Annotated in this window: 19 protein-coding genes and 1 pseudogene; 8 read left to right on the forward strand and 12 right to left on the reverse strand. The window is 41.0% G+C overall.

Features of this window, described 5'->3' with window-relative positions:
• Positions 1 to 124: 124 nt before the first annotated feature.
• The 4 genes from IQ276_RS20260 to IQ276_RS20275 all read right to left on the reverse strand — a co-directional run bounded on the left by IQ276_RS20260 (position 125) and on the right by IQ276_RS20275 (position 4,079).
• Entirely contained in the window at positions 125 to 2,215 is a 2,091-nt protein-coding gene (locus IQ276_RS20260) for a glycoside hydrolase family 10-like protein (protein WP_235115823.1), read from the reverse strand.
• A gap of 264 nt (positions 2,216 to 2,479) precedes the next feature.
• Positions 2,480 to 3,031, reverse strand: a complete 552-nt coding sequence (locus tag IQ276_RS20265) for an HdeD family acid-resistance protein (protein WP_193923952.1) — start codon at positions 3,029 to 3,031, stop codon at positions 2,480 to 2,482.
• 117 nt (positions 3,032 to 3,148) lie between these two features.
• Positions 3,149 to 3,700, reverse strand: coding sequence for an alpha/beta hydrolase (locus IQ276_RS20270; RefSeq protein ID WP_193923956.1), 552 nt, complete (start codon positions 3,698 to 3,700; stop codon positions 3,149 to 3,151).
• A gap of 157 nt (positions 3,701 to 3,857) precedes the next feature.
• Positions 3,858 to 4,079, reverse strand: coding sequence for a bromodomain-containing protein (locus tag IQ276_RS20275; protein ID WP_190876372.1), 222 nt, complete (start codon positions 4,077 to 4,079; stop codon positions 3,858 to 3,860).
• A 355-nt stretch (positions 4,080 to 4,434) separates the two neighbouring features.
• On the opposite strand from IQ276_RS20275, the gene IQ276_RS20280 reads away from it, so the two are divergent.
• From IQ276_RS20280 to IQ276_RS20290, 3 genes are all read left to right on the forward strand, one after another.
• Entirely contained in the window at positions 4,435 to 4,629 is a 195-nt protein-coding gene (locus IQ276_RS20280) for a DUF2281 domain-containing protein (protein WP_199343793.1), read from the forward strand.
• Positions 4,614 to 4,943, forward strand: a complete 330-nt coding sequence (locus IQ276_RS20285; protein WP_193923958.1) for a type II toxin-antitoxin system PemK/MazF family toxin — start codon at positions 4,614 to 4,616, stop codon at positions 4,941 to 4,943. Before IQ276_RS20280 ends, IQ276_RS20285 begins: the two co-directional genes overlap by 16 nt.
• A gap of 356 nt (positions 4,944 to 5,299) precedes the next feature.
• Positions 5,300 to 5,857, forward strand: coding sequence for a Uma2 family endonuclease (locus tag IQ276_RS20290; protein ID WP_193923960.1), 558 nt, complete (start codon positions 5,300 to 5,302; stop codon positions 5,855 to 5,857).
• 367 nt (positions 5,858 to 6,224) lie between these two features.
• Here IQ276_RS20290 and metK read toward each other — a convergent pair whose 3' ends face one another.
• From metK to IQ276_RS20305, 3 genes are all read right to left on the reverse strand, one after another.
• A complete protein-coding gene (metK, locus tag IQ276_RS20295) occupies positions 6,225 to 7,409 on the reverse strand; it encodes a methionine adenosyltransferase (protein ID WP_235115824.1) in 1,185 nt (394 codons plus the stop codon).
• Positions 7,410 to 7,538: 129 nt separating this feature from the next.
• Complete coding sequence (locus IQ276_RS20300; protein WP_193922117.1) at positions 7,539 to 10,556, reverse strand: cation-translocating P-type ATPase; 3,018 nt, start codon at positions 10,554 to 10,556, stop codon at positions 7,539 to 7,541.
• Positions 10,557 to 10,613: 57 nt separating this feature from the next.
• Positions 10,614 to 11,141, reverse strand: coding sequence for a DUF5132 domain-containing protein (locus tag IQ276_RS20305; RefSeq protein ID WP_193922119.1), 528 nt, complete (start codon positions 11,139 to 11,141; stop codon positions 10,614 to 10,616).
• A 485-nt stretch (positions 11,142 to 11,626) separates the two neighbouring features.
• Here IQ276_RS20305 and IQ276_RS20310 point away from each other — a divergent pair, with 485 nt between their 5' ends.
• Positions 11,627 to 12,088, forward strand: a complete 462-nt coding sequence (locus IQ276_RS20310; RefSeq protein ID WP_235115825.1) for a pyridoxamine 5'-phosphate oxidase family protein — start codon at positions 11,627 to 11,629, stop codon at positions 12,086 to 12,088.
• Positions 12,089 to 12,397: 309 nt separating this feature from the next.
• Positions 12,398 to 12,601 carry a ChaB family protein gene (locus IQ276_RS20315; RefSeq protein ID WP_193923872.1) on the forward strand — a complete coding sequence of 68 codons (204 nt, stop codon included), beginning with the start codon at positions 12,398 to 12,400 and terminating at the stop codon, positions 12,599 to 12,601.
• A gap of 93 nt (positions 12,602 to 12,694) precedes the next feature.
• On the opposite strand, the pseudogene IQ276_RS20320 reads toward IQ276_RS20315, so the two are convergent.
• From IQ276_RS20320 to IQ276_RS20340, 5 genes and pseudogenes are all read right to left on the reverse strand, one after another.
• Positions 12,695 to 12,988 (reverse strand): annotated as a pseudogene (locus tag IQ276_RS20320) (hypothetical protein); the annotation flags it as partial.
• Between the two features lie 234 nt (positions 12,989 to 13,222).
• Positions 13,223 to 13,918 carry a class I SAM-dependent methyltransferase gene (locus tag IQ276_RS20325; protein ID WP_193923879.1) on the reverse strand — a complete coding sequence of 232 codons (696 nt, stop codon included), beginning with the start codon at positions 13,916 to 13,918 and terminating at the stop codon, positions 13,223 to 13,225.
• 366 nt (positions 13,919 to 14,284) lie between these two features.
• Positions 14,285 to 15,400: an iron-containing redox enzyme family protein gene (locus IQ276_RS20330; RefSeq protein WP_193923880.1), complete on the reverse strand. Its 1,116-nt coding sequence runs from the start codon at positions 15,398 to 15,400 to the stop codon at positions 14,285 to 14,287.
• A 223-nt stretch (positions 15,401 to 15,623) separates the two neighbouring features.
• Entirely contained in the window at positions 15,624 to 17,444 is a 1,821-nt protein-coding gene (locus tag IQ276_RS20335) for a peptidoglycan D,D-transpeptidase FtsI family protein (protein ID WP_193923178.1), read from the reverse strand.
• A gap of 102 nt (positions 17,445 to 17,546) precedes the next feature.
• Positions 17,547 to 18,245: a hypothetical protein gene (locus IQ276_RS20340; RefSeq protein WP_193923176.1), complete on the reverse strand. Its 699-nt coding sequence runs from the start codon at positions 18,243 to 18,245 to the stop codon at positions 17,547 to 17,549.
• Between the two features lie 713 nt (positions 18,246 to 18,958).
• On the opposite strand from IQ276_RS20340, the gene IQ276_RS20345 reads away from it, so the two are divergent.
• The 3 genes from IQ276_RS20345 to glgB all read left to right on the forward strand — a co-directional run bounded on the left by IQ276_RS20345 (position 18,959) and on the right by glgB (position 22,670).
• The gene (locus tag IQ276_RS20345; protein ID WP_193923172.1) at positions 18,959 to 19,159 is read left to right on the forward strand and encodes a hypothetical protein; all 201 of its coding nucleotides are present in this window, start codon (positions 18,959 to 18,961) and stop codon (positions 19,157 to 19,159) included.
• A gap of 643 nt (positions 19,160 to 19,802) precedes the next feature.
• Positions 19,803 to 20,135 carry a hypothetical protein gene (locus tag IQ276_RS20350; protein WP_193923164.1) on the forward strand — a complete coding sequence of 111 codons (333 nt, stop codon included), beginning with the start codon at positions 19,803 to 19,805 and terminating at the stop codon, positions 20,133 to 20,135.
• 240 nt (positions 20,136 to 20,375) lie between these two features.
• Positions 20,376 to 22,670: a 1,4-alpha-glucan branching enzyme gene (gene glgB, locus IQ276_RS20355; protein WP_235115826.1), complete on the forward strand. Its 2,295-nt coding sequence runs from the start codon at positions 20,376 to 20,378 to the stop codon at positions 22,668 to 22,670.
• Positions 22,671 to 22,868 lie beyond the last annotated feature (198 nt).

Below are 22,868 nucleotides of genomic sequence, written 5' to 3' on the forward strand. Positions count from 1 at the left end.
ACGCATTACCTACCCAGCATGTACCTTAAGTATGTACCTTTAACGGAAAGATTAAGTACCCCTTGACTGCATTTTGGTAGAAGTTTCTGCCAAAATGCAGTTTTTGTTCCATGAAAAATGAAAATTAACTAACTGTAATAACTGTTCCTAAACTCTCATTGGCCAACCTATCTACTGCACACACAGCGTAGGTTCCCGCTATTTGAACGGTGGCGAAGGTTGTGCCAGCAGACAAAATTCGCTGGATTGTCCAAGTATCGCCAGTTTGGCGATAAAGTGTCCAGGAACGAACCGGCTGATTATCTCCAGGTTGCCAACTGAGTTTGCGGTTGTTGACTTGTAGTTCTGTGGGTGGAGGAAGTGGTGTTGCAGTCTGCCAAGACATGGTTGGAGGGAGGGCAGGTTTGTTATAAAGCAGACTTTGGAATTTATCAGCAATGCCTTGACTATTTTCTCTCAAAACACCGAGATTAAAGAAGATATTCCCCAATGACAACTGTGCAGCTTGGCTACGACTAATTTTTACCTGCTTTTCAATCTCATCGCTTTCCCGACTCTTGTTGCTTGGTTCTGTGAGATTGTTACCAGCGTAAACATGTCTTTGCTTTGTGTTTACGTCTGTCCACCACTTTAACAATGCAGAATAACTTTGTTGTGGTTGGTCTGTGCGCCAGTAAAGTTGAGGGGCGATATAATCAATCCAGCCTTGTTCGAGCCATTTCTTGGCGTCGGCATACAGCACATTATAAGCATCCAACCCAGTAATACCAGCGGGTTGTCCGGGGCGATAAATTCCAAAGGGACTAATACCAAATTTAACGTGTGGTTTAGTTACTTTGATTCCCTCCGAGAGACGCAGTACCATTTTGTTAACATTGTCCCGTCGCCAGTCGCCCAAGCTAAGTGTACCGCCAGTTGCTTTGTATGCAGCGTAGGTTTTGTCATCGGGGAAATTTTGCCCCTCTACAGGATAGGGATAGAAATAATCATCTAAGTGAATGCCATCGATATCGTAGCGCTTGACTACATCGAGAATCACGTTGTAAGCTCTGTCCTGGACTATTTTCAATCCTGGGTCCATCCAGCGTTGAGTTTTCCACAAATAAACAGTTTCGGGATTGGTAACTGCTATGTGTGGACGGACGGTTTTAGCAGGGTCGGTGGAAGTGCTGGCGCGGTAAGGGTTGAACCAAGCATGAACTTCGATGTTGCGCTTGTGACATTCTGCGATCGCAAACGCTAAAGGATCGTAAAATGGTTCTGGTGCTTTTCCCTGAGTTCCGGTAATCCAAGCACTCCAAGGCTCTAATTGGGATTCATACAAAGCATCTCCCTCTGGTCTAATTTGGAAGATCAGAGCGTTGAAGTTTAGCGCTTGTAATTTAACGGTAATTTCGGTAAGTTCAGCTTTCTGTTGTTCAACAGAAAGTCCTGTTTTGGAAGGCCAATCACCATTCCAAACAGACGCTACCCACACTCCCCGGAATTCTCTGGTGTGATTTAGCTTGACGCTACCGGGAGGTATAGGTGTGGGTGTGGGTGTTGGCGTTGGTGTTGGCGTTGGTGTGGGTGTTGGCGTTGGTGTGGGAGTGGGTGTTGGAGTCGGCGGCACCACGAGGTAACTAGAGGCAATCTTTTCTGCTGCACCTAAGTACACCAAAGCTTGATAAATAATCACTGCCACATCTGCACGGGTGGCTGCGAGATTAGGATTAAGTAATTTCAGATTTGGGAAATTAACCACTAATCCTGCACTAGTGGCAATAGCTATCTGATTTTTGCCATAGTCAGGAATTTGGCCAGCATCTTGATAGATTTGTCCAAGTGTTGAGAGGAGGTCAGGTTTTACCTTTGTGGCTATTTCCAAGCCTGCTACTAAGGAAACTAAAACTTCCGTCCTCGTAATTCGGTTAGCAGGACGGAAGGTTTTATCAGGAAATCCGCTAATGAATGCTTTTTCGTAAGCTGTTTGAATGGCAGCTGCTGCCCAATAACTACTAGGTACATCAACAAAGGCAACATACTGCCGCTTCTTGGTAACTGTTGGAAATGCCTTAGCGATGATGGCGGCAAACTCAGCACGCGTGAGTGAGTTATCTGGGCGGTAAGTCCCATTAGGCAACCCAGTGACGATACCACGTTGGGCTAAGGCTGTAATAAATAAGCGTGCCCAATGGTTTTGAATATCCGAGAAGGGAGTAGTAATAGATACCATTGTTGATTGCAGCTAGCTAGCCTGGATTTTGATTACCTTTGTTAATTTAGCAATACCAAAGCGATCGCTGCTGCAATGTCTCATAAACTTTCTATTTGGTCATTGGGGACTGGGGATTGGGGATTGGGGACTGGGGACTGGGGACTGGGGACTGGGGACTGGGGACTGGGGATATTCTCCCCCTGCCTCCCCTGCTCCCTCATCTCCCTCATCTCCCTCATCTCCCTCATCTCCCTCATCTCCCCACTCCCCACTCCCTATTCCCTATACCTCATCTAAAGCAGAACGCAGATTCAATGACAACATCGTGCGGGAAATACCGCTGAACAGAATGCTGACACCAACTAGTGTTCCAAGCAGCCAAGGCGCGTTGAACGGCCACTGAAACCAAATCATTGCACCTAAAACCAGGGTAATAATGCCATTTACTAGTACCCATGTCCAGTTTTGTTGTGGACGTAACTGGAAGGCTAGAATTAACTCGAATGTGCCTTCAGTCACCAAAAAAGTGCCAAGCAACAAAGTTAGTGTGAGAACACCTGTATAAGGATAAACCAACAGCATCACGCCGGTTGCAATATACAGTCCACTTAATAAAAGTTTCCAAACAAAACCTCCGCGATCGCGAGTTTGGGCAGCGTAAACTAGTTTTGTAAATCCAGCAAAAGCTAGAATCGCTGCAAACCAAGTTTCGGCGAATATGGTGGTGAATGAAGGTACTGCGATCGCAATAATCCCCGAAACAATCAAGAGAATACCAGTTATCAGCGACCCATTAAGTTCCTTTTTTATATCTCTAGAAACATCGGTTGTCATACAAATCTTTTCCCTATGCTTAGATTAAACTCTACAATTACGTTAGAGAATTTCTGAGTCATAGGGTAGAACCTTGAGGTAGAGTCGCGGGTATTAAATTTCAACAGCAACTACCTATCAAAAGAGTTCTGCCAGATTGCTTAGCCGTTCATAAACACCGATGAGACGATCTCCTTCTAGTTCCACAGAAGTGTTTGGATAATTCTGAATAGCTCCCAGTAGTGTAACTTGACCACTTTGCTTAATAGATGCACTTAAAGCAGTTCGTAGCGCTTCTTGGTTTAGTTGTCCTGCGGGGGGGTGAACTACTTCACCAATTTGGTCAACTAAAACTGGCCCAGCCCAGCTAGATAGTAAGTTATTTAAAAAGGCAGGATCGGCTTTAATTCCAGATTTCAGTGCTTTACGAGCCAATTTAGGGTCTTGTTGAGCCGCCTGCAAATAAGCCGTTAATGTTGGGGTAGTCTTGCCAGTTTCTACAAACTGATTTAATTCTTCAACAGATATTGAACCCTGAAAAGTACCATATTTTAAAATAACTTGCTCGGCAGCATAGGCATTAGTACTTGAAAATAGAACAATAGCACCTATGCTTAAAGCTACTGTTTGAGTAAGTAACTTAGTGACTTTTCTAGTGTTTAATTGATTTAAAAGTTGAAAAATTTGCATTATTTTGTTGGAGTTTATAATGGTTTGGAGCGTGGATGGGCAAAAAATACCCAGAATATTATTTTACAAAATTTATGCTACAAATGCATGATTAGGGGCGTACAGCCTTACGCCCCTACAGCTAAATTATTTGTTGCAAAAATTTTGGGAAATGGTGTTATCTTTGAGATTTTTCATTAGGCGAAGCTGCATGAGGTAATATGGATTGTTCTTCGTCTAAGGTTGGTGCAGGTATACCCAAATGCTTTCTTGTAGCTTCTTCAGCCAGATGTCGGTCTTGTTCAGTCTCAAACTGACTTTCATCTAACAAATGAGGGTTTTTTACCGCTTCATCTCGGCTTGGGCGATAGCCATTTTTCCACCTGTACTTCCAGTCCATAATTTGATAGGCAGATATACTGCAATTTGATTTCCTAGTTCCTCATCGTAAGCGTTTTATGGAAAATGACACTCTTGCTATGGGTTGAAGAGGCTCATTCAAAGGGTACAAATTTAACATTTTTTTGAGTAGAAATACTCTTTTTGGCTGATTTTACTAGATTAGCACGCTAGAAGTTATGAATCAGACATAGTGGCGATCGCCCCTGGAATGTCTTCTAAAATCTTACTCTTTTATTAAGCTAAATGTACTCATCTCAAGAGGCTGAATTAATTTTATCTTCTATTTAACTTTAAAAGCCGATACGATAAATATTATTATTTTAGATATTGCCGAAACACAAAACAAGACAATTATGCTTAAAGAACAGATTACACAAGAACTAGAAAAATTACCTGAACCTTTGTTACAGGAAATTTTAGATTTTGTTCAGTTTTTACAAGCCAAGTACCAGAAAGATAAAACCTTAGAAATCAGCATTATGAGTGAATCATCACTGCAAAAAGATTGGTTAAGTCCAGAGGAAGATGCAGCATGGCAGAATTTGTAAAAGGAGATGTTGTTATTGTTCCATTTCCATTTTCCGACTTAACTGGCACAAAACGCAGACCTGCTTTAGTTATTGCTACTCTTCAGGGAGATGACCTGATTCTTTGCCAAATTACTAGCCGAACTATTGGGGATATCTATGCTATTCATCTGGAAAAGAGTGATTTTAGCTCTGGTGGTTTAAATCAGCCAAGTAATATCAGACAAAATCGGATTTTTACTGCCGATAAACAAATTGTTTTATATCAAGCAGGTCACATAAAACTTGAAAAATTAATAGAAGTGATTAATAAAATTACCGAAATTAAACAGTAATCAAGCTTATAGTTGTATCGAGTATTGGACTAAGTTGTACTGGTATCAGGTGGTGGAGTGACTGGTGGTTGGGTGAGAGATTTACATGGATTTGGTGCATCTGATGGCAAAACATAGACTCCAAAACTCTTCAGTTGATAAATAATTTACCAAGATGCATAGGGTACTATTAATAGCAAGAGTAGTACCAAGTGAAAAAAGATACTATTGCCGATCGCAGCAAGTTTTTATTCCATTAATTAAGTTAGCAATACGAGAGCGATCGCTGTTCCAATGTCGTACAAAATTTCATAGTCATACCACACCCACTGTTTCCCATGTAGGATATGTGTATTAGCCACTATCTTGTGCAGCCTATGGTTAACATAATAGGTCAACTTACTTTAAAAGAATTTTTAAGCCTTCCAGAGGGAGATGTATACTATGAGTTTGTTGATGGTCAAGCAGTCCCTAAAGTGTCTCCAAAATTTTTTCATTCAACTTTACAGATAGCTTTAGGATTACTAATTCGTGCATGGTGCAAAGGTAAAGGTAGAGTTCTTCCTGAGTGGGCAATTCTTTTAAAGCGTCAAGGCAAAGATTGGGCACCTTTACCGGATTTGACATACATATCTTACGAACGTTTACCTAAAAGTTGGAAGCGTAATGAGGCTTGTCCTGCGATTCCAGAATTGGTAATTGAAATTATCTCTCCAGACCAGACGATAAAGGAATTTGAAGAGAAAGCGAAGGATTATTTAACTGCGGGTGTGTCCAGAGTTTGGGTGATAGATCCAGAAGTTATGAGTATTAGAGTTTTTCTGCCTGATGGATCAAATCAAGTTTATACGGATAACACACCCATTGTAGATACGCTACTTCCAGGTTTGGAATTAACCACAAGGCAGGTATTTGAAGAGGCAGAATTACTTTGAATTTTAGGGTGCTATGTCTAAATACGGTTCAGTTAAAGCTAAAACTCTTGATCAAATTCAATTTTTTTAACGAACCGCCAAGGACGCATTCGCGTAGCGTCTCGTCAGAGAAGGACGCAAAGAGAAGAAAGAAAGGCTTAGCTGAACTGTATTGTGCTATGTCTAGGTTGGGCTACGCTTACGCAATTTTGAAGAATGCAGAATTCAGAATAACTCTTCGCGATCGATTCAGTTCAACCACTGATAGCCTAGCGTTAGCGAGTCGTAATATCATATCCGGGTATTATGGGTAAGCTAACGGACATGATATAAATTCATTCTGAATTCTGACTTCTGACTCCTGAATTCTTCTTTGATAATTTCTCTTTCAAAAAACATCAACTTTATCTAATTTTTCCCAAGGAATTTCTATATCTATTCTACCTACATGACCATAAGCAGCAAGTTTCCTATAAAAACTGCCTTTATTTAACGAAGGCAAATGTCTCAAATTAAACTCTTTGATAATTCCTGCAAGGCGGAAATCAAAATGCTTTTCTAAAAGACTTGTGATTTCTTCATCTGCAATTTTGCCTGTGCCAAAAGTTTCGACTTGCACACTCACCGGTCTGGAAAGTCCTATAGAATAACTTAGCTGTACTTCACATTCATCTGCTAGTTTTGCAGCTACGATATTTTTAGCTGCATAACGAGCAATATAAGCTCCTATTCTATCTATTCTAATTGGATCTTTACCGCTCAATGCTGAACCACTATGTTTGGAATATTCGCCGTATGTATCTATGGCATTTTTTCTGCCAGTTAATCCAGAATGAACCGCAGGGCCTCCACGAATAAATGGCCCATCTGGATTAATAAATATTCTTGTCTGTGCATCTGGTTTAATTTCTTCATTTTGAAATACAGGAGAAATTACTGTCTCTCGAATATCATCGTGTAATTGCTGAAATTCGGGTTTTGATGCTTTATTTTGACTGGCAATAACTGTAATGCTGTGAATTCTATATGGGCGGCGATTTTTATATTCAACTCCTACCTGAGTTTTGCCGTCAGGTGTCAGATATGGAAGTATTTTTTGGCGTCTGACTTCACTAATTTGTCTAGCAAGTTTGTGGGCTAGCCATATTGGTAATGGCATGAGAGTCGATGTTTGATTACAGGCAAATCCAAAAACTGTTACTTGATTATTAACGGTGATTTTTTCTATTTCTGCATCAGATAAACTGTTCTCATCAAATAAATGGTGTTGCTCAAAGGGTAATTCTCTGAGACTAGTTAAAATGCTGCAAGTTTTACCATTAAATTCTTTATGCTCATAACCTACTTGTTCGATTACTTGTCTGGCTATGTTGGTAAAATCTACGTTGGTGTTGGGTTCAAATCTTGCTGCGAGGAAAACGATGCCTGTAGATACTGCACATTCTGTAATTACTCTCGAATATGGGTCTTGCTGTAAAAAGCGATCGACGATCGCATCGCTGATCTGATCGCAAAGTTTATCAGGATGTCCTTCTGTTACTGATTCTGATGTAAACATGAAGTCTTTTTTCATAAATGTTTACCTTTTATATGAGATTTATATTAAAAGTTTATTTAAAATTACAGAAGTTATACAAAGGTATTAAAAGATAAACGAACCGCAGAGGCACAGAGGGCACGGAGAAATAAGAGTTTTAGAGAGTTATTGTCTAGATCGTGGTACAGATAGTTTATCTGTGTTAATCTCTGATTTTATTTCTGGAGTATCAAGCTTTTTTAAGAAGTTATTCTCTTTGGTTGATTCATTGACTAACAATGGTAGTAAAGCACTACTTCCAATCACAAGACTGTCCACAAGATTGAGTGGGGTAATTTTCAAAAGACTCCTTAATTGAGGAACAATTAGCGCTAAAAGTTGTATGGCAAATGACCCTGTAATCGCAGCATTTAAGTAGGGATTATTCGGAAGTTTTTCTTGAGTAAATATGCTGTGTTTTTCTGAACGAGAACTAATTGTATGCAGCAGTTGTCCGCTAGTTAGACTCATAAAGGCAATGGTGCTTGCTTGGGGACTAATGCCATATCTCAAGATGGCGTAACTGTAGGCTGCTAAGGTACTGACGGATAGTGTTGCTGACTCAAAGGCAATTCTGGCAAAGTCGGTGTTTTTAATAATTGGTTCGTCAGGGTTGCGGGGTGGCTGACTCAACACTTCGGGTTCTGGTGCTTCTAATGCTAAGGATAGTCCGGGGAATATGTCTGTTACCAAATTCAACCACAGGAGTTGGATGGCATTCAAGGGTTCGCCTATACCCAATGCGGTAGCGGTGGTCATGACCATAATTTCGCTGAGGTTTGTGGCTAACAGGAAATGCACGGATTTTCTGATGTTGTTGTAAATTGTCCGTCCCCGACTCACGGCAATCATCATGGTTTCTAGTCTGTCGTCTTCTAGGACGATATCTGCAACTTCACGGGCGACATCGGTTCCGCTTTTGCCCATTGCTACGCCAACTTGGGCGGCTTTCAATGCTGGTGCATCGTTAATACCATCACCGGTCATGGCGACAACTTTTCCGGCTGCTTGCAATGCTTGGACGATTTGCAGTTTATTGCTGGGACTGATGCGGGCAAAAACATCTACTTTGTCGCTAAGTGCCGTCAATGCCTCTGGTGTAAGGTTATTCAGGTTGGTGGAATCGAGAATTTCTAGTTGGGGATCTCGATTCAATTCTAATTCTTTGGCGATCGCATAAGCAGTTGGACTTTGATCGCCTGTTATCATCACTGTATCAATGCCAGCCTCATGGAAGTCACCAATCAATTCTTTGGCACCTTTTCTAATGGGGTCAGCCATGCCTACAAGACCCAGCCAAATCAAGTCTGATTCATAATTTTTGTCGTTTTTCGTTTCATCGATATGGCTGTAAGCTACACCCAGCACCCGCAGTGCTTTTCCTGCCATGCGATCGTTTTCGATCTCCATCGCTTGTCTGTCTTCTTCACTTAAAGGTACTATTTGCCCGTTTTTCATCCACTTTTGGCATATCTGCACAATTTCAGTGGGGCTGCCTTTGACAGCAATTAACTGCTGGTCATCAGGAGTTTGATGAATTGTACTCATGATGTTACGATTTTCCGATCGCAAGTTTGTTTGCAATAAAAGATATTTTTGTCTAAGTGCGATCGCATTTACCCCAGCGCTAATTGCCATGTAAATCAAGGCGTTTTCTGTTGCTGAACCTGTGACTATATACTCGCCATCACTCTGTAAACTGACTTCTGTTTCATTGCAGAGAACTGATACATGAATCAGCTTTAACAGTTCATCGCAGGTATGCGGATTAATTTTTTCTGCGGCGTTGATGAATTCTCCGTCGGATACGGTGATGTGTTTGCTGTCTGCATATATCTCCACTACGGACATTTTATTTTCTGTCAGTGTCCCGGTTTTATCCATGCAAATCGTCTGTACGGAACCTAATGCTTCCACCGCACTGAGACTGCGAACGAGGACGTTATTTTTCCTCATATCTCGGATTCCTAAGGCTAAGGTTGTAGTAGCGATGGTGGGTAAGCCTTCGGGAACCGCAGCCACAGCTAAGGATATGGATGATTTGAGCATTTGTACTAAACCGTATCCCCGCAGTACTCCCATACCAAAAATCAGACCGCAGATTCCCATGCCAATTAAAACTAGTTGACTACCTACTTCATCTAGTTGTTTTGCTAGGGGAGTCTGGATTGCTGTTGCTTCACCAACCATTTGTTGAATTTTGCCCATTTCGGTGAATTTGCCTGTGGACACAACCGCAGCCAGTCCTTGACCACTGATAACAAAAGTGCCTTTGTAGATCATATTGTGGCGATCGCCTAATGGAATATCCTCACCATTCAAAGATGCAGTAATTTTAGTTACGGGAATACTTTCTCCTGTCAAGGCAGACTCATCAATACTCAGATTATCTGCTTCAAGAAGTCGGGCATCTGCTACTATATAACCGCCGGGTTTCAGAAATAAAATATCTCCTAAAACAACATCTTCTGTGGGAATTTCTATTTGTTTGCCATCTCTAATAACCCAAGTTGATGTTTGTTCCTGACTTTTAAGGGAATGAATAATTCTTTCTGATTGGCTTTCTGTGACATAACCAATGGTCGCATTCAAAGTAACAACACCCATAATGACCACAGCATCAATTACTCCACCCGTGATCAGAGAAATTCCTGCGGCGACACCCAGCAAAGCCACTGGTAAAGATTTGAATTGGTCAATTAAGATGCTTAAGTCTGAACGAGTTGCTGCTTGGTCTAGAACATTCGCGCCATATTTCTTCAGGTTTTCTACAGCAGAGTTACTGGATAATCCTGTTGTTTTTGAGGTATTTAATTTCTTGACGACGCTAGTTGCTGTCATTAAATGCCAAGTTTCTGGCTTTTGTTCCTGAACATCACCAATTGTTTTAGTAATTGATTTTTTACTTTTTTTTTGATAATTCAATAAAACTTTTTCAATTAAAAAGCTAATTTGATTGGGGCTTTGCTCTCTGCTAAAATTTACTAAAATATTGCCTGTTAGGGAATTAGCAGAAACATAATTTATTCCAGCTTCTTTGGAGAGTGATCGCTCCAAATATTCTTTTAATTCTACCGAACGATAAAGTTCATTTATTTTGTATCTAATTCTTCCTTTAACGTTAGTATGTATTGCTTGAATCACAGCAATTATTTCTCCTGTAATGCCTCCAAAAAATTATCCATCTAATTCAAAATTATGCTATAGTTGTAAATCTCCTGTATTATTAAGTTTAGTAAATACTTCAAAGGCATACCAAGCTAATGTATGCCAGGGAATTTCTTCTAGTTCTAACCCTTTATTTATTAATTGGTGAATGGCGAGTGCTGCTAACCCCGTAGGTACTAACAACCGCAAATCGACAACGCCTTTACTCATCTGTCCGACATCAACGTTTAGGTCAGATACCAAGTTAATTAAATCCGTAGCAACTTCAGATTTGCTATTTTTCAAATAAGTTTCAAAGGTTTTAGAACTAAATTGTTCTTGCTTCTCATGAATGAGTTCAGCATTTACCTCGGCTGCTATATTTTCACAAACTTCTGCTACTTCTGCAACAGCTTCTTTACATATTTCCGACAAAGTAATGCCCTGTTTGATCGCCCTTTGAACTACAGGTTGTTTGATTGCTGCTGCAACAGGAATAATTACAGGGGCAATAATTATTGCAGTCAGACTTTCGACAATTTCAGGAAGATTAACTTCTTGCAAATCGGATATAGATGTCATCTAAAAACTTCCTCCAGCAAAAAGCAGGCGATCGATAAATACCTTGTGAAAATTACTTTTACAATAAACGCCCATATCTACGGCCACAAAGCAGCCTAAAAGTAGATTTACAAAATAGACCTCACAATGTAAGCCTATTTAAATTAATCACTATATTCATCAGTCTAAAGTTACAGAAGCAAGTTTAATTGAGTGTAAAAATTATAATTTTTCTATCTAAAGAAATAAGCATAAAAGTCAAGTTATGATTGTGGAAATAGTCCAGGCAAAGAGTTTACAGAATCAGCAACTTTTAGTTGGACATCACTCTTGACTAATATCTCTACAGATATAAATAAAAAAGCTGATTATTAGTATAATTCCACCTGTAGACTCACGCAATTAAAATTCAAAACATTGATACTTAAGAGTAAGGTTACCACCTTTAAACGTGGTTGCAATGAAAAATTACACTCCGGAAAATAAAATATAAAAGAGTACAACCAATGACAACTTCTACAGACCGCGAACAACAGATTAAAAAGTTACGTGAACTAATCAAAGATGTTGATTATGGAATGTTCACCACAGTTGATGAAGAGGGAAGCTTGCATAGTTATCCTATGTCAAAAAGTGGTGATCTTAACTCTGATGCTACACTTTGGTTTTTTACATATGGCGGTTCTCATAAGGTGACTGAAGTTGAACATCATCCGCAGGTAAATGTCAGTTTTGTGTCACCAGAACAGCAGTGGTTTATTTCTATTTCAGGTAGCTCACAACTTGTAAAAGACCGCAACAAAATGCGAGAACTATGGAAGCCGGAACTTCAAACTTGGTTTCCTAAAGGACTAAATGAACCCGATATTGCGTTGCTAAATGTAAAAATTAACCAAGTTAATTATTGGGATAGTGTATCGAGCTTTAAACCTCAAATAATTAGCTTTTTAACCCCATCAGGTCTTTAAAATTACTCATCAAATTGTAGAATTTATACAAAAACTATTTGTTATTTGTTATTTGTTAATAACTAATGATCAATAGCTCATGAAAATTCTACACCCAAGCATGAAAAAGGTTTATTAACCTACTCCCAACTTGCTTTTTCAAGCTAAATACACACCTGGCTGGCGTGACAAGACTAAAATATTGCATGAAAAATTGCTCAATTATTGAGATTTGAGAAACATCAACCAATTTTTTTATTGCATTGATTTAGGCTTACCACGCCACTACACCTTATATTTACTCATTTTAATTACTAATTAGTGTGATTTATGCCTTATAAAGAAATTGAAGATTTACCAGATTCAGTCAAAGAGAACTTACCTAAGCACGCCCAAGAAATTTTTCGGGCTGCTTTTAACAGCGCTCAAGAACAGTATGGTGAAGAAGAAAGTGCTTTTCGTGTTGCTTGGAGTGCGGTGAAGCGCGATTATGAAAAAGGTGATGATGGACATTGGCACAAAAAGCGGAAATAATACCATTTTAGATTTTAGATTTTAGATTTTGGGTAAAGATTCAGAATCCAAAATTGGTGAATTCAGAAGACTTTGATACCAAAAGTTAATCAGCTAATCTACATCGGGTTCAATGCCAAGCGATCGCAATTGCGCGATTAACCGTTCAGCACGTTGTGTTTCTTGTTCTGTGGGAGTCAATACCCAGCAACCTGTCCAATCATACCAGCGTAACCAAGGCTGTTCTACATCTTGATAGCGTCCTTGCCATACACCCAAGCCTAATTCTAATTCTGGTATCCAGAAGCGTGAATCTGAAAGTGCAACCTCAGTATAAGGGGCACCATCTAACTTAAACACTCTCAACTGATATTTATAGCGATCGAATACTACATAATAAGGAACAAAGATTGCGTAGGCGTAGCGTGTCGTAGACATCGCTACTGCAACAACAAAAGCCCCAGCAATATGCTGTAAATCCCAGCAGTTCCATTTTATTCATCAACTTACCTGTGTAGGCAAGGCAAGAAGCAATTAATCATTACCTATTGCCTACTGCCAAAGACGAAGTAACTTCAAAAATCAAATATGCTTCAAAGCCAGGTACAAACCCTGTTTTACTTCTTAAGTATGCTGTATATTTCATAAATTAGTCATTACCTGGGCTAATTCATTAGATAAATCAATGTCCCAATCTTGGCACTTTTTAAATAAAACACCAGCTAAGAAATAATAATCACCAGAATAAAAAGCCATTTTGTTTTTCCGTAATTTTTCTATGTGTTTCTTTACCTTAGGCTCAGAGCTATAGTAGCCAAATTGCAAAGGTAAAATCATAAAATTTGCAACGCAATAACCATTTTCTTTTGCTAAGTTAAGCGTACTTGTTGGATTAGAAAAGCTAGATATTAAAATCAATACATTTTCATAACCTAATGTCAAAAGTTCGTTGGTAATTTTAGCTCCGTCTACGCCTCCAAATAACAGCGGCATATAGATATCGTTATCTGGTGCGGGGAGATATGGCGGATTAGCTACAAGATATTCTGCATCAGGTTGAGAAGAGTCAAACAAAGATGAATTATGGATTATATATTTATCACTAAGTTTGTATTCATCAATGGTTAAATTTGCCGTTTTCCATGCAGAAGTATTTAATTCAAATCCCTGGATTACTCCATGAAAATTGTTTCTCAACAAAGAATTAATTACAGGGCTGCCATCTCCCGAACCAAACTCAACGATGGATTTATATTCATGACAATTTCTAATTATAAAGTTTTCTAAGCAGTTGGAATAAAAATTAGATTCTTCAGGACAAACAAAGATATCTTTCATTTGACTTTAGCTCAGCAATAAGGTATGATTAGTTCAACAAAAAATTATTTACTACCTTGTATCAAGGCAATAAAAAACTGTTCCTTTAGCAAGAAATTGTTTGCTAAAGAAATTAATTAGCAGGCACATTAGCAATAAAATGGCTGAGATTGCCAAATTAAAATGCTAAAAAAGAACCTGCTATTTTTAACAAGAAAGAATTCAGGAGTCAGGAGTCAGAATTCAGCAATGTTTTCTGTATGACTGGCGGATAGCGCAGCGTTAGCGACGCAGGAGCGTCTGAATAACTGGGTTTAAGTCCCCCACTAAATTGATTCTGAATTCTGAATTCTGAATTCTTTTTTAATTTCTAATTTTTAGGATTTATTAGGTCAGTAAAGCAGTTTGTTCTGCTTGGTGTATCGATCGCACAACAGCACCGGCGGCGCGATCGCCCATTAGTTTGTCCTGGTCATAGCCAAGCAGCAGTTCCCATGCATCATGGGGATATTGTTCTGCTAATGGCAAAGCCACATCATCTAACATCCAACGACCGTGGCGTTCATCTTCCCTGATGTGCAATTCCCAATAACCCATAGCTGCTTCTGAGAGTCCTAGCCGTTGCGCTGCTGCGAGATAGTTTCTGTAAGCCGCGGGCCCAGCCACCTCAAAATATGTCAACGCGCCACTGTAGCGTAGAAAATAGCGTTTGCGCTCAGTGAGCAGAAAATTATGATTAGCACAAGCTAGGACTTCCCAAGGTACTAAATCGAAATATCCTTCTGGTTGAGTATTCATCCCGAATTCAGCAAGCATTTGGGCAAAAAATGTAGAGTGCTTGCGAGATAAACGACCATTGCCGTATTCTTCTAGTAGTACACGCACCAGCGTACACTGCACTTCATTAGCAGCACCACCTAAAATCCGAGAAAGACGGCTAGCTTCAACCAAGCCATCAAAAGAAGCGATCGCTAGCAAGTGACGATAGCCAGTTTTGCTCATTTCCTCACGGATATAGCGGTTATCTGGCGATAATGGCGGATTTAAATCAGTAGATGCACGCTCAATTAAAGCTTGTTTGGCATCCAATTCTTGCAGTGCAGCTAGATCAAATTGTGCAAGTTCCCACTTTTGCCAAGCAGCTTCAATTTGGTCACGACATGAGTACAAATAAAGCGATCGCTCATTGGTATAATTATGTAAATCATCGTACCAAAACAGGTTTAGCCGATTAATTCGATAAAGTATCCGTTGGAGAAAAAGGTGAGCCTGTTCATCAGAGCGATCGTTTGCATAAGCAGCGCCTATTGCCATAGAAAGCGTCTGTTGAAACTCACTTGCTTTTGCAGGTTTTATATCCAGTTGATTGTCCAAATCGTCCAATGTTAGGAGTTCTATAAATTGCTGCTCAGCACGGTTGTATTTGGTAATTTTTGTTTCTTCTGTTTGCGTATTTTTTTTCCCAGCCCCAGGGTTAGGGAATATAACTATATTGGTTTGCATGGAATTTTCAGTAGCCTTAAAAAAGTGAGAGATTAGTTTCATCTCTAATACCTAAGTTCCCACACGAGTAGTCTTCTCTACCTCTTTCCCTGGTTATAAAGAAAGATTAAGTCTAGAAAGGGATTTGGCATTGGGCATTGGGAGTATGCGAGGTGTGGGAGGTGTGGGAGGTTAGGAAGCTTTTTTCTAATCTCCCCCCACTCCCCCCACTCCCCCCACTCTCTCATTCCATCGCCTTACTTGGCGGAATCTCCTCCAGAGGAATCAGCGCTTCAATCACCGACTTCACAATTGGGGCGGCGACGGTAGAACCATAAGCATTTTCTCCTTTTGGTTCATCTACTAATGCGAACACTACATAGCGAGGAGATTCCACTGGTAAAATAGCTACAAAGCTAGTGATTCTCGCACCTTTGATATAACCGCCATTCGGACTGGCTTTTTGGGCAGTACCAGTTTTCCCCGCGATGCGATATCCCGGAATTTGTGCCACCTTACCAGTGCCTTCAGAAACAACAGTTTCCATCATTTCTACTACCTTTTGGGCTGTTGCAGCTGAGAAAATTTGGCGCGGTATGGTGCGAGGGAGTGAATCATGCATCTGTCCTTTGGTATCAATCAGACCCCGGACTACATGGGGTGTAACCAATTTCCCGCCATTGGCTAAAGCACCGTGCATCTGTACCAGCTGTATCGGTGTCATCGAAAAACCTTGCCCAAAGGAAGTAGTCGCTGGTTCAATTGGCGAACTGATAAATTCCTCTTGACTTTTGAGCCTACCGCCAACTTCAAAAGGCAAATCTGTATCAACTTTTTGTCCTAGTCCCAAACGTTCCAGCCAGTTGTAGTATATTGCAGGTTTTAATCGCTGGATAATTTGCACCATACCAATGTTGCTAGAATTTTGCAGGATTTGAGCGATGCTGATCCGCCCATAACCATTGTTCATCGCATTTTTGATGGTGTAATTAGCTACGCGAATAGAACCGGAGTCATTAAACATATCATCTGGTTTGATGACACCATTTTCCAGAGCGATCGCCACATTCAAAGGCTTGAAAGTCGAACCCGGCTCATAAAGATCCGCCACCGTCCAGTTTTTGAACAGTGAAATATCAGCTTTGCCGTATTCATTAGGGTTATAAGTGGGCTGAGAAACCAGAGCGAGTAAGGAACCATCCAATGCGTCCATCACAATTACTGCCCCGCGTTTAGCCTTAAACTCGTCCATCTTTTGCTTAAGAGCAGTGCGGGCAATTCGTTGCAAACGGCTATCAATAGTCAGTTGCAGCCGCAAATCATCAAAATGTAAAAAACCTTCGGGGGCATGATCTGGCATTAGGGCGCCGTTACCGGCTCGACTGAGACGCACCGTTTGCACAGAACGTTCTAGCAACTTTTCTTGAGAATATTCCACACCAGCCTGACCACGACGGTCAACATTCACGTACCCCACCACATCAGCAGCCAAATCATCTGAAGGGTAAAATCGGGAGTATTTTTGAATCAGTTCTAAACCATTTAAGCGCAAAGAGGTGATGCGATCGACAATTTCTTCCGGTATCGCTGGCGCAAGCACAATCCCGCTTTTTTTGCTCTCAAAAGTCTTCACCAGTTCAGGAGCATCTTTGGCCAATATCGGGGAAAGTTGCTCTGCTATCTCTTCATTAGACTTATCAAACAACTTGGGATGAGCGTACAAAGTATATACAGGACGGTCAATCGCCAACAGATTATTATTGCGATCTACCACTGGGCGACGGGGCATAAAAGGTCGCAAATTCACCATTTGCTGATTTCGTGCCTGCTCTGTTAACTTTGGTCCCCGAACAATTTGCAAGTTATACAAGTTAACACCCAATCCCAACCCTGCTGCCATTAATGCGCCCCACACAATAAACAGTCGGGACTTGGTATTGGATGTTTGCTCTTGGATATTAGACGCAAATTTCCCCAAAAAACCTCGTTGAGAACGTCTCTGTCGCCTTGTGAATGCTGGACTCCGAAACTTTGCGAATTTTGTTTTGCTTGGTGACTTTTGCATTGGATTTGTCCTTTGTTCTTTGTCCTTTGTCCTTTGTCGCTCGTCCTTTGCAAATGACCAATGACCAATTGCCCAATGACCAATGCCCCATGCCCAATGCCTTCAATATCCCAGAGGCGAGAGTGTTTGTTGGGTTTGGTGATTTGGCTTTGTGTTAGACGATGCTGATTGAGAATTAGAAGATGCTGGAGGTAAAAAAATCATTCCTTCAGGAGTTGGCGATACCAACCCTGTTGTTGGCTGTTCTGCTTCCTGTGCCATTTTGTTTGTCAGCGTCGCGTTAGTTGTCGTTAATAGCCGCTCATGACGTTGGAGATTTTGCAGCCTGCGATATGACTGACTCCAAAGCTCTTGAGAATATACTGTCCAGCCATAAACCGCAAGTGTCGCTGCTACTAACAAAAACGCCAAAACTGACGAATAACGATGAAAAGTGTACAAACGTAGCAACCATAATGGTGTTGCTCCAGAACCAGGCATCATGGGAAGACCAAGAAAACCAGTCTCCGGACTGTTGTTAGTTTGATTTGATTGGTCATTGAGATTTGGCAGTTGTTGTCTGCCCAACTCTTTCATCGATTTGGGCGTAACTGCCTCATTTGTGTAAGAAACCGATAAATTTTTTGAGGAACGCTTTCGTCTTCGAGAGGATACTCGTGCAGCTTGGGTACTGGGTATAGAACTACTCTGGGCTGCTGACTCCAAACGCGCAGAACGTCGTCGCCTCCCCAAAGAAAGAATAGAATCTCGCCAAAACGAAGTACCCCTTGTAGAAACAGCTGATTTCCGAGCAATAACCATAAATTTTTTTAGATGAAAAATACTGTACTTTGAATTGATTGTCTGTTTTTGCTAGGGTTAAAATACCCTTCTATGCAACAAACACACATAACAGACTACACCCTTTTAACTGCTCTAATAGCTAGCTATATCAATGTTTGTATCCCCTGGATATTGCAATGTTTGCAGTCACCGATTATAAACTGGATAGCTTGCTGTTTAGATATCGCACCTAAAGTATGGCAATGGGGAGCAGCAAGATGCAATACTCTGTGAAAAAAATAAAAAACAGACCAGAATTCACACACAACTTGTGAGCAGCTTCCGCAGATCGCAAGTTCGGAGATCCAGAAGTAAATAAGTATTTTTTTATACTAATGTTTTAACGTAGATCTGCCAATTGTAGATCTGGGGGGATTTTCAACCTCTGTATTCATTGACTTAAGTCAAACTCCAATACATTTTGGATTTTGATGACTGACTGCTAAATTCTTAACGATAAAATTTTTGTTATGGTAGCTCAGCTGACGAGAAAATTTAATACTTTGGATTTTGCTCCTGAGTTCAGAGAAACTAATCAAATGGCTGTATGATAGTTGATTTCAAAAAGAATACCCCAAAGGGTTGTTTTTTTTTAGTATGTAATCTTACAGCATTTAAAAAAAAGCGATAAATACGGTATCGTATTCAACAGGCGAAAAATTTTTCTAGCCACAATTGGTGAAAGAGGAGTTATGAAAACAAAAATCTTTGGTTTGGCTCTAATGTTAAGTCTGGCCGCAATTCTGGGAGCCTGTGAAGGTGGCGGTGAAGGTGGTGGTGGTACTACTAGTACTCCAGCGCCTACAGGTGAACCGACAGACGCGCCTCCTGCTACTCCCCCAGCTACTCCCGCAGCTACTCCGACTGCTACTCCGACTGCTAGTCCTAAATAAGGCACTCTAAAATTGAGTTTAAATCAGCGCAGAATAGCTTACTGACAAAGGTACTCACCACATAACTTGAATAAATCAAGTTCACATAAAAACCCGCACCTGTGTGTTGGAGTGTGAGAGCTTTGTAGAGCTTATGTGGGAAAAGCAAGTCTAGCTTGCTTCTTTGTAGAGTAGACAAAATCACTGAAGTTGAGATTTAAGGAAGCCTGATCTCCGACTTGTCCAAAAATTAAAATTCCCAAGTTCTGTACCCGTCTCCTGGCAAAGATGCTTCACTTAGCTTGCTTCTACCCAGGAGTACGAAATGGTACAGCCGTTTAAGAAGCCTGAAACTCAGGCTTCTTGAGACTTACTAAAATACCAAAGCCTATTAACCAAGCTTTTCAAAATTTTTGAATGGTCAGTATATGTTGATGGCGCTGTATAATAGCTTGCTCAGGCGTCAGGTAATTAGGAGAGTCAATAAAGGACACTGCTGTAAAATGGCTTAGATTACTGAATTTTGAAAGGACAAAACAATTCATCATGTATCAAAAAATAAAATCTGGTGATGTCTCTTGATGTTGCCAGATTTTTATTGGGATGGGGTATTGGGCGTCGGAAAAACAGATTTTCATGCTGCGTTGTGAATGCAGTTAAGGAGATGGTAAAAGTTAAAGTCAAAAAAATAGTAAAATTACTGTTTTTATTTGTAATTAGCGCAACATTTATATTTTTAAGTAGCTATTGGGGATCGACGGTAATAGCATTACCGCCACCAGAGGATACACCAGAAGAGATATTACGGACACAGATTATCATAGAGGCGCGATCGCCCATCGATGGAAAATTTCTGACTGCTGCCGAATACGCCCAGTTACAAGAACAGTTGCAAGCAGTACCGCCGCCAAAACTAGACCCCAAAATTCGTGACCAGATTTTCTTGCTTCGCCTACGTAAAACCTTACTTCAGTTTTTCCCATTTTTAAATTTTTAATAGTCATTAGTCATTAGTCATTGGCTATTTTCCCTCTACCTCCTTCACCTCCCCCACTCCCTCATCCCCCTCATCCCCCTCATCCCCCTCATCTCCCCCAGTCCCCAACCCCTCAAAAACAGATGACTCATTCTGAGGTAGGATAACGGTGGCGACAAATTTGCAAATAAATGTAAAGAATATATATAGATATTAAAAAAGTACGTTTAGTCAATCACGTTATTACACTTAGGTAGCTTCATGTCCATGACCACGATCGCTCCTGAACAGGTTAACCGTATCGTTTGGAATCAGCATCACGATCCCTTTGAAATACTAGGTTCTCATCCCATAGAACAAGATGGCAAAACTGTCTGGGCTGTGAGAGCCTACCTACCAAACGCAAGTGCAGCATGGGTAGTTCTTCCTGAACAACGGAAAGAATACCCAATGCAAACAGTGCATCATCCCCACTTTTTTGAATGCACCATTGAAACCGCAGAACTGACAAACTACCAGTTACGGATTAAAGAAGGAGAACATGAGCGTGTCACCTATGACCCCTATGCTTTCCGTTCTCCCCGCTTGACAGAGTTTGACTTGCATTTGTTTGCTGAAGGCAACCATCATCGAATTTACGAGAAACTGGGAGCGCACCCCACCCAAATCGACGGTGTTAAGGGCGTTTATTTTGCCGTTTGGGCACCCAACGCCCGGAATGTTTCACTCTTGGGAGATTTTAACCTCTGGGATGGGCGCAAACACCAGATGCGTAAAGGCGCTACCGGAATTTGGGAATTGTTCATTCCGGAAATCGGAGTGGGCGAGCATTACAAATATGAAATCAAAAATTTTGAAGGTCACATTTACGAAAAATCCGATCCCTACGGTTTCCAGCAGGAAGCCCGCCCAAAAACGGCGTCCATTGTCACTGATTTAGATACTTACAATTGGAATGACAAAGACTGGATGGAAAAACGGCGTCATAGTGACCCCCTCACCCAGCCAGTTTCAGTTTATGAAGTGCATTTAGGCTCTTGGTTACACGCTTCTAGTGCCGAACCAGCTAAATTAGCGAATGGTGAAACTGAACCTGTAGTTATCGTTTCGGAACTCAAACCAGGCGCACGTTTCCTAACTTACCGAGAACTAGCAGACCGGCTCATTCCCTACGTCAAAGAATTGGGATACACCCACCTAGAATTGCTACCCATTGCGGAGCATCCCTTTGATGGTTCTTGGGGTTATCAAGTAACCGGGTACTATGCCCCCACTTCCCGTTTTGGTACGCCCGAAGATTTCATGTATTTTGTTGACAAATGTCACGAAAATGATATAGGCGTAATTGTGGATTGGGTTCCTGGTCACTTCCCTAAAGATGGTCATGGTTTAGCATTCTTTGATGGTAGCCACTTATACGAACACGCAGACCCCCGCAAAGGCGAACACAAAGAATGGGGTACTTTAGTATTCAACTACAGTCGCCATGAAGTTAGTAATTTCCTAGCAGCCAATGCCCTGTTCTGGTTTGATAAGTACCACATTGATGGAATTCGTGTCGATGCTGTGGCTTCGATGCTCTACAATGACTATTGCCGCAAACCAGGAGAATGGTTGCCTAACCAGTATGGCGGTAGAGAAAACCTAGAAGCAGCAGATTTTCTGCGTCAAGTAAATCACATTATCTTCAGCTATTTCCCCGGAATTCTCTCAATTGCCGAAGAATCTACTTCTTGGCCGATGGTATCTTGGCCTACCTACACAGGCGGGCTGGGCTTTAACTTGAAATGGAATATGGGCTGGATGCACGATATGCTGGACTACTTCAGCATGGACCCTTGGTTCCGCCAATTCCACCAAAATAATATCACCTTTAGTATGTGGTATAACCACAGTGAAAACTTCATGCTGGCCTTGTCCCACGATGAAGTGGTACATGGCAAGAGCAATATCATCGGCAAAATGCCGGGGGATAGATGGCAGAAGTTTGCTAATGTGCGTTGTTTGTTTGCTTATATGTTTGCTCACCCAGGCAAGAAAACCATGTTTATGAGCATGGAGTTTGGACAGTGGAGTGAGTGGAATGTTTGGGCTGACTTGGAGTGGCACTTATTACAATATGAAGCCCATCAACAGTTAAAAACATTTTTCCAGGATTTGAACCATCTCTACCGCAGTGAACCAACTTTATACACCCAGGATTTTGCCGAACCTGGGTTTGAGTGGGTTGACTGTAGCGATAACCGCCATAGCGTGGTTTCCTTTATCAGACGTGACAAGGATTCTGATGATTTTGCGATCGTGGTTTGCAACTTCACGCCGCAACCCCATTCTCACTACCGTATCGGTGTCCCGGAAAAGGGATTTTATACCGAGTTGTTTAATAGCGATGCACGTCAGTATGGCGGCAGTAATATGGGCAATTTAGGCGGTAAGTGGACAGATGATTGGTCTTTGCACAGTCGTTCTTATTCCCTGGATTTGTGTTTACCACCTTTGGGTGTGTTGATTTTGAAGTTGGATAAGGAGAAGACTGCGAAGGCATTGGAAGGTTAATTTAGGGGACTTCCAAGGAAAAAAATATTCCATAGTAGGGTAGCACAGCTGTGCTACCCGAAAAATGTACAAATAATTTGGGATAATTTATTTTCTGGAAGTCCCTTAAAGGCGTTGCTGAATCAAGATATGAATTTACAATTTACAGGTATGTAGAGACGTAGCAATGCTACGTCTCTACAAGGATTTGGCATTAAA

Source organism: Desmonostoc muscorum LEGE 12446 (assembly GCF_015207005.2).
GTDB lineage: Bacteria > Cyanobacteriota > Cyanobacteriia > Cyanobacteriales > Nostocaceae > Nostoc > Nostoc muscorum.

Coding starts and splice junctions, on each gene's coding strand:
- IQ276_RS20260 (WP_235115823.1), bottom strand. CDS start 2,215: ATGGTATCTATTACTACTCCCTTCTCGGATATTCAAAACCATTGGGCA.
- IQ276_RS20265 (WP_193923952.1), bottom strand. CDS start 3,031: ATGACAACCGATGTTTCTAGAGATATAAAAAAGGAACTTAATGGGTCG.
- IQ276_RS20270 (WP_193923956.1), bottom strand. CDS start 3,700: ATGCAAATTTTTCAACTTTTAAATCAATTAAACACTAGAAAAGTCACT.
- IQ276_RS20275 (WP_190876372.1), bottom strand. CDS start 4,079: ATGGACTGGAAGTACAGGTGGAAAAATGGCTATCGCCCAAGCCGAGAT.
- IQ276_RS20280 (WP_199343793.1), top strand. CDS start 4,435: ATGCTTAAAGAACAGATTACACAAGAACTAGAAAAATTACCTGAACCT.
- IQ276_RS20285 (WP_193923958.1), top strand. CDS start 4,614: ATGGCAGAATTTGTAAAAGGAGATGTTGTTATTGTTCCATTTCCATTT.
- IQ276_RS20290 (WP_193923960.1), top strand. CDS start 5,300: ATGGTTAACATAATAGGTCAACTTACTTTAAAAGAATTTTTAAGCCTT.
- metK (WP_235115824.1), bottom strand. CDS start 7,409: ATGAAAAAAGACTTCATGTTTACATCAGAATCAGTAACAGAAGGACAT.
- IQ276_RS20305 (WP_193922119.1), bottom strand. CDS start 11,141: ATGACATCTATATCCGATTTGCAAGAAGTTAATCTTCCTGAAATTGTC.
- IQ276_RS20310 (WP_235115825.1), top strand. CDS start 11,627: ATGACAACTTCTACAGACCGCGAACAACAGATTAAAAAGTTACGTGAA.
- IQ276_RS20315 (WP_193923872.1), top strand. CDS start 12,398: ATGCCTTATAAAGAAATTGAAGATTTACCAGATTCAGTCAAAGAGAAC.
- IQ276_RS20325 (WP_193923879.1), bottom strand. CDS start 13,918: ATGAAAGATATCTTTGTTTGTCCTGAAGAATCTAATTTTTATTCCAAC.
- IQ276_RS20330 (WP_193923880.1), bottom strand. CDS start 15,400: ATGCAAACCAATATAGTTATATTCCCTAACCCTGGGGCTGGGAAAAAA.
- IQ276_RS20335 (WP_193923178.1), bottom strand. CDS start 17,444: ATGCAAAAGTCACCAAGCAAAACAAAATTCGCAAAGTTTCGGAGTCCA.
- IQ276_RS20340 (WP_193923176.1), bottom strand. CDS start 18,245: ATGGTTATTGCTCGGAAATCAGCTGTTTCTACAAGGGGTACTTCGTTT.
- IQ276_RS20345 (WP_193923172.1), top strand. CDS start 18,959: ATGAAAACAAAAATCTTTGGTTTGGCTCTAATGTTAAGTCTGGCCGCA.
- IQ276_RS20350 (WP_193923164.1), top strand. CDS start 19,803: ATGGTAAAAGTTAAAGTCAAAAAAATAGTAAAATTACTGTTTTTATTT.
- glgB (WP_235115826.1), top strand. CDS start 20,376: ATGTCCATGACCACGATCGCTCCTGAACAGGTTAACCGTATCGTTTGG.